General features: G+C 31.0%; 4 protein-coding genes. 3 read left to right on the top strand and 1 reads right to left on the bottom strand.

Annotated elements, in window-relative coordinates; genetic code table 11:
* Positions 1–229 precede the first annotated feature (229 nt).
* The 3 genes from BX659_RS18190 to BX659_RS18200 all read left to right on the top strand — a co-directional run bounded on the left by BX659_RS18190 (position 230) and on the right by BX659_RS18200 (position 5926).
* Entirely contained in the window at positions 230–2065 is a 1836-nt protein-coding gene (locus BX659_RS18190) for a patatin-like phospholipase family protein (RefSeq protein WP_097019643.1), read from the top strand.
* A 209-nt stretch (positions 2066–2274) separates the two neighbouring features.
* Positions 2275–4218, top strand: coding sequence for an SLC13 family permease (locus tag BX659_RS18195; RefSeq protein ID WP_253250824.1), 1944 nt, complete (start codon positions 2275–2277; stop codon positions 4216–4218).
* Positions 4219–4264: 46 nt separating this feature from the next.
* On the top strand, positions 4265–5926 hold the full coding sequence (locus BX659_RS18200; protein ID WP_097019644.1) for a SulP family inorganic anion transporter: 1662 nt from the start codon (positions 4265–4267) through the stop codon (positions 5924–5926).
* A gap of 36 nt (positions 5927–5962) precedes the next feature.
* On the opposite strand, the gene BX659_RS18205 is transcribed toward BX659_RS18200, so the two are convergent.
* On the bottom strand, positions 5963–6796 hold the full coding sequence (locus BX659_RS18205) for a DegV family protein (RefSeq protein ID WP_097019645.1): 834 nt from the start codon (positions 6794–6796) through the stop codon (positions 5963–5965).
* Positions 6797–6954: the final 158 nt, after the last annotated feature.

Consider the following 6954-nt stretch of genomic DNA (forward strand, 5'->3'; position numbering starts at 1 on the left):
GTTATTTTGTGGTGATCTAATTATATTACAGTTTGGTCTACTATGGGCATTTTTTTATTAATTTTTATTAGTTCAAGTTCATTTTACAATTAAGCTTAGAATAATAATACAAATTTTATAAGAATATTTATAGACTATATAATTTATATCCATCTACTCTAAAAGTTATCTATTACAGAGCGAAATTGAGAGGTTTTTTTGAATAGCTTAAAGGGGAGGTGTAATCATTATGGGATTTAAAGTTATAAAGATAATAATCTTATCTATTATTATCTTTAATTTATTTATTGCCCAAGGTTTTGCAGCTAGTGGGCTGACTTATATAAAAGAAGGAAATGATAGATATATCATAGAGGATTATCAAAGATTTAAGTCTATAAAGAGTCCAGCGGTAGGATTGGCTTTGACAGGGGGAGGGGCACCAGCATTATTTAATGTAGGTGTAATTAAAGCATTAGAAGAGGAAGGGATCCCAATTGACTTGATTGTTGGAAGTAGTATGGGCGCAATTGTAGGTACTATGTATGGAAGTGGCTTACCGATAACTACAATTGAAGATGTTTTAATGAAGGTTTCCTTTAATGATATGTTAAAATTTAATTTTATTGCTTCTTCTTCATTGCTAGATACAGCTAGAGTCAATAAGTTTATTGAAGAGATTGCTCTTACAAGTAATTTAGAAGACTTTGTAATACCTACAGCATTGTTAAGTTTTGATTTAAGTAATGGAGATAAGTATTTAGCTACTACCGGTAAAATTTCAAAAGTGATACAAAGCTCTTATTCAATTCCCTTTTACTTTCCTATGTATAATTCAGGTGATAAGTTTTTAGTAGATGCCGGGATTGTAGAGATAAGTCCTGCTAAGTCTACTAAAGTATTAGGAGCAGATATAGTTATTGCTACCATTATTCCTGATAATTCATCATCTAAAGAGTATGATACTCCTGGTCGTTCTTTTTTTAGGTATATATCCTTGGTGCAAAAGAGATATACAGAACAGATAATAGAAAACTATGCAGATATAGTGATAGAAGGTGATGTAGCTAATTACTCCTTTATGGACTTTAAATCGATAAAAGACTATATAGAAATTGGGTATAAGAGCACTAAAGCAGAGATTCCTAAGATAAAGAGGCTATTAAGTGAAAAAAATATCCCCTTAAAAGAAAATAATGACAAAAGCTTGGATGTCAATTATTCTAATAAGATTAATGATGTTAAATATGATAGGCTCTTACTTGAAAAGACTAACCTAGCTCCTACTTTTTATTATGGTAAAGACAATTCTTTCTTTAAACAAGAGTTAATCAAATCACCTTCACATCATCTGCAATATGGTCTGAGATTTAATAAAGAACATTTAGGTATAAGTGCTCTCTCTAGCACTGCTAATAATAAACAAGATGATGTCGAATTAAAAGTAAGATGGACTAAATTGACTGAAGATATTGATTTATTAAGTAACTATAGATGGAGTGATAATAGAGATTATCTGATGGGATTAGTTTATTATGATGATAAATATACTATTGGAGGAGGAAGAGGATATCTAAATAAAAATAACTTTATATATCTAGATAATAATTATAAATTCGATGAAGAATCAATTTTATTAGAAGGAGAAAATGACCTTTTATTTCCTTTTGAAAATAGTAAACTTAAGATATTGACATCTCATCAGGCTAACTATCAATTAAATAATTTTTGGACTTTAGAGCCTAAATTTATCTTTAATAATACTGAGACGATGGAGTCACCACTAATTTATCGTGGGATAAAACCCGATCCCTTTGTTAAGTTACAGTTATCATTGAACTTGGCTTATAACCATAAAAATGTTGATGAGATAGAGTTTATTGATTTATTAAAATTAACTGATATGCAGACATATTTGTTTACTGACTATCAAAAAGAGGAGAATTCATCAGTAGCAATAGGAGCAGGGAGCAGAGCTAAACTGGGATTTTTAGGTCTTAAGCCCTTAGATGTAGAAGGATATTTAGCTTATGATAATGAGGATAAAGATTTTAATTTAGCTTTTAACCTTTATTATGATTTTTAGTTAGAATGATTAATAAAAGATATAGTAAATAGTAGGTGCTTATGTTATTATAAATTTAAGATAAAATTTAATATGGGTATATCGAAACACTTGAAGTTTGAAGTTTAGGTTAAGTAATTTAGTTAAGTATTTATAGTAGGTTGCATTTCAAATTAATATCTCCTATAATGAAAATAAGATTTAAATAACTATTATTAGGGGGTGATTAATTGAATAAGCTAAAAGATAATCTTAATATAAAGCAATTTTGGTCTACCTTGTTTATATCTTTAATTATTTTTTCTTTAGCTCAACTACCAGAGCAGAGTGCTTATGCTAAAGCAATAAATGATGTTCAAGTTAAAGCAGGTTCTGGAATTAACAGTGGAATGGTAGTAGTTAGTGCTTTAGTCTTAGTCTTTGTAGTTTTATCTTTATGGGAACCTTTAAGGTTAGATATATTAGCCTTAAGCATTCCGGTGATTTTGATTATATTTAAAGGATGGACTAAAGTTACTGCTACAGAGGTGTTATCTGGTTTTGCTAATAAAGCTACTATCACAGTTTTAGCAATGTTTATCTTAAGTGAGGGGGTTAAAAATAGCGGATTAGTCCAGATATTAGGTGATAAGATTGCCAAGCTAACAAGCGGGGAGGAGAGTAAGCAGTTAGCAGTAATAATGGGGTTATCAGGCGTAGTAGCTGGTATTATTAATAATACTCCAGTAGTTGCAACCTTTATTCCCATGGTTACAAATTTAGCACGTAAGACAAAGACCTCACCTTCTAAGCTATTAATCCCTTTATCTTATGCATCTATGATGGGAGGGATGATGACCTTACTTGGTACATCTACCAACTTGTTAGCTAGTGATATCTCTGCTCGTTTAATTGGATATCGCTTTTCTATGTTTGAATTCACTAAGCTGGGATTTATAATATTAATAGTAGGTTTTTTATATCTATTTTTTATAGGAAGACATCTAATACCTAAAAGAATAGATACTGAAGATGATTTAATCACTGAATATCAGATGGAGGATTTTTTAACTCAGGTTGTTATTCAAGATAATTCTCCTCTTATCAATCAAAATATAGGAGAAACATTGGACAAACTTGATTTTGATATAAATGTAGTACAGATAGTTAGAGATGGCGAGAAGTTTATAGAGCCAATTAAGGAGAAGGAGCTTAAAGTAGGGGATAACTTAATTGTTCGTAGTAATCATGCTACTTTGCTAAAGATAATTAAAGCTGAAGGGTTGAAGCTATTACCAGAAGTTAAGGTGAATGACAAATACTTTGAAGAACCGATTAAAGGGCAAAAGTTATTAGAAGTTGTTGTTCCTCATGCTTCTTTTTTAGTTGGACAAACCCTTGAAGAGGTAAATTTTTTAGAAAGATACAACACTACTGTCTTAGCAATCAGAAGAGGTAGTAAGTTATCACATCAAAAGATGGATGACTTAGTTATTGAACCTGGTGATGTCTTGTTATTAATAGCCAATGATAATACTATAGATCGCTTACAGAAGAATAGTAACTTTATTATAACTAAAGAACTTGATACTGAAGATTATAATACCAATAAGATTCCAACAGTCTTAACAATTATTATCTCTGTAGTTTTATTAGCTGCTTTTAATATCTTACCTATAGCTATTTCGGCTTTAGCGGGAGTAATTGCTATGGTTGTTACTAAAGCTGTCAATCAAAATAAGATCTATGAAGTGATAAATTGGGAGGTTATTTTTCTCTTAGCTGGGCTAATCCCCTTAGGAATAGCTATAGAGAAGACTGGAACTGCTAGTTATATAGCTGATAAATTGTTGATTTATTCTAATCTATTTCCACCTACTGTAACTTTGATTTTATTTTATCTACTCACATCAATTTTAACAAATATTATTAGTAATAATGCTAGTGTAGTCTTGATGTTACCAGTAGCTGTAAATGCAGCTAACCGATTAGGACTTAATCCTTTTGCTTTTATCTTAGCAGTGACCTTTGCTGCTAGTACAGCCTTTATGACCCCTTTAGGATATCAGACCAATTTGATGGTATATGGTCCTGGTGGTTATAAATTCAGAGATTATATGATCGTTGGTGCACCATTACAGATATTACTTGCTATAGTAACCTCACTTGGAATTGTCCTTTTTTGGGGAATTTAGATATACATAATTTATAGATTTGATTTTAAAGGAGGAAGCACTATTGATGAAACTATCTAGATTTGGGAACAAGTATAAATTTAATAATTTAAAATATGATATTTCAGCTGGACTATCAGTAGCAGCGATTGCTTTGCCTCAAAATATGGCTTACGCTTTAATTGTTGGCGTTGATCCTATTTATGGGTTATATACATCTATAGTTTCTATGATAGTTGCTACTTTTGTTGGAAATTCTAACTATATGGTAGTTGGTCCTACCAATTTAATTTCTGTAGCTTTAGCCAGCGCTCTGACTAATGTTAGTTCAGCGAACTATTTTAATACTTTGCTACTGCTAACCTGTATGATTGGTCTGTTACAGATATTGTTAGGGATTTTGCAATTGAGTAACCTCGTTAAATATGTTCCCCATTCTGTAATTGTAGGACTTACGACAGGAATTGCTTTGCTAATTGGGGTAGGGCAGATAGGTAATATTCTAGGCATAGAGATTGACTCAGGTTTTAACCTCTTTTCTAATATCTATAATATAATTAATGGTTTAGAGGGGGTTAATTATTATTCGTTAGGTCTAGGTATCATATCTGGAATAATTATCATTTTTTCTCAAAGAATATCAGCCAAGATACCGGCTTATTTATTAGCAATCTTAACACCCATGTTAGTGGTATATACTTTCGATTTATCTGCAGAAGTAGCGGTAGTAGATAACTTCTCTGCTTCTCTGCCTAAGTTTAGTTTATTTGAATTTAATCTTGAGCAGATTGATCAGCTGTTTGCTTCAGCACTCTCCATTTCGATCTTAGGTTTTATTCAGGTCTTATCGATTACAAAATCTTTAGAAGATAGATCATCAGAGGAGGTAGAATTAAATAAAGAATTCATAGGGCAAGGTATTATTAATTTATGCTGTTCTTTCTTCAGTAGTTTTGCTATCTCAGGTTCCTTTACAAACTCCTTTAGCAATTATCAAGCAGGAGCTAAAACAAGATTATCTGAACTGTTTACAGCCTTAATAATTATTCTCTCTATTCTCTTATTGAGTCCAGTTATTAATTATGTTCCTGTGGCTAGTTTAGCTACGTTAGTGCTACTAGTTGCTTATTCTATGATAGATATTAAGGATATTAAACAGGTACTTAGTATAACAAGATTTGATATGATAGTATTCTTAGTTACTTTTTTAACTACAATATCTACTCCACGCTTAGATTATGCTGTTTATTTTGGAGTATTAGTCTCTTTAACCTTGGTATTACGCCATACAGATAAGATTAATTTTACTTATATGAATTATCGGACAGATAGTAGATATCCCTTTCTTCAGCATAATTCTAAAGATTTAAATGATAAGCAAGAAATATTAATTAATCTAGCAGGAAATTTGCATTTTAACTCAGCAAAAAATTTAAAGAATCAATTAAATGAAAGCTTTATTGAAGGTAGAACCTTTATCTTAAGAATGAGAGATGTAGATGTTATTGATATAACATCTATTAAAGAGTTGGATAATTTTATTGAAAAAGTCTATAGAAATAATGGTGAAGTTTTATTAAGTGGCATCAGTCCAAAGTTATATGCCCCTTTAAATAATTTTGGAATTGTTGAAAAGATTGGTGAGGAGAATATATTTTTTGCTAATAAATATTACTTTTCTTCTACTAAAGAAGCAATGGAGAAGATAGCTAATGGTGATAGAAATTAAGTATAGCTAGGCAAAATTTCGCCTAGCTATACTTAATTAAAATGAGATGATTATTCCACCTTCATTAGCATAGACACTGCTTAAGCCACCAGTTTGTACTATAATAATATCTTTAAAGTTATACCTCTTTATTACTTCTGCTTTAAATTTTTCCGCTTTATCTAAAGCATTACAATGGGCAATACCAAGAATTTTATCTTCAAGGTTCTCTCCATATTTCCCAATAATATCAACTAACTTTCTAAAGGCACGTTTAGACCCTCTAGCTTTATCAAAGAGACTTATTTCACCATTTTCCTCACCTAGAATTGGTTTGATTGATAAAAGTGAGGCCAATTTGCCTTTAACTTTATTCATTCTACCAGATTTGATAAGATTATCTAAAGATTCAAGTAAGAAGAAGGTCTTCATCTGCTGGATATAGCTATCGACTCTATCTATAATTTCTAGTTCCTTTAACCCTTGTTCTGCTAATTCATTTACCTTTAAGCTGACTAAAGCTTCACCGATTGAAGCACTACAAGAATCGAAGACATGGATGAATTTATCCTCAACCTCTGTTAAGAAGATGTCTTTAGCTAAGAGGGCATTGTTGTAGGTGCTACTTAGTTTGGAGGTTAAAGTCACTACAAAGATACTCTCTTCACCTTGATAAGCCTCTACAAAGGAATGGGGAGAAGGACTAGCTGTTTTAGGGCTCTTCTTACTATTTTTCATCATTTCAAGCAGATTTTGAAGATCTAAATTTTGGTCATCCTTATACTCAACATTATCTAATTGGATAGTTAGGGGAACTGATTCTGTATTTAGTTTCTCCGTCAACTCTTGATTGAAATCACAACCACTGTCTACAACAATTTTTATATTCATTACTTAACTCCTTTTTTAATTCTTTATTATCATTATACAATATTTATAGTTTTTATATCAAATCACCACTTTACAAGTTTGACTATGCAATCTTGTCATCTCGTAGAAAAGAACTAATAGCTTTCTGAACTTTAGAATAAATTTTGCTACTTTCGAGT

Origin of the sequence: Orenia metallireducens (genome assembly GCF_003001995.1) — a bacterium.
Taxonomy (GTDB): Bacteria; Bacillota; Halanaerobiia; order Halobacteroidales; family Halobacteroidaceae; genus Orenia; species Orenia metallireducens_B.

What these genes read in the sequence shown, in the direction of transcription:
- BX659_RS18205 (WP_097019645.1), bottom strand. Translation starts at nt 6,796, where the DNA reads ATGAATATAAAAATTGTTGTAGACAGTGGTTGTGATTTCAATCAAGAG.
- BX659_RS18190 (WP_097019643.1), top strand. Translation starts at nt 230, where the DNA reads ATGGGATTTAAAGTTATAAAGATAATAATCTTATCTATTATTATCTTT.
- BX659_RS18200 (WP_097019644.1), top strand. Translation starts at nt 4,265, where the DNA reads ATGAAACTATCTAGATTTGGGAACAAGTATAAATTTAATAATTTAAAA.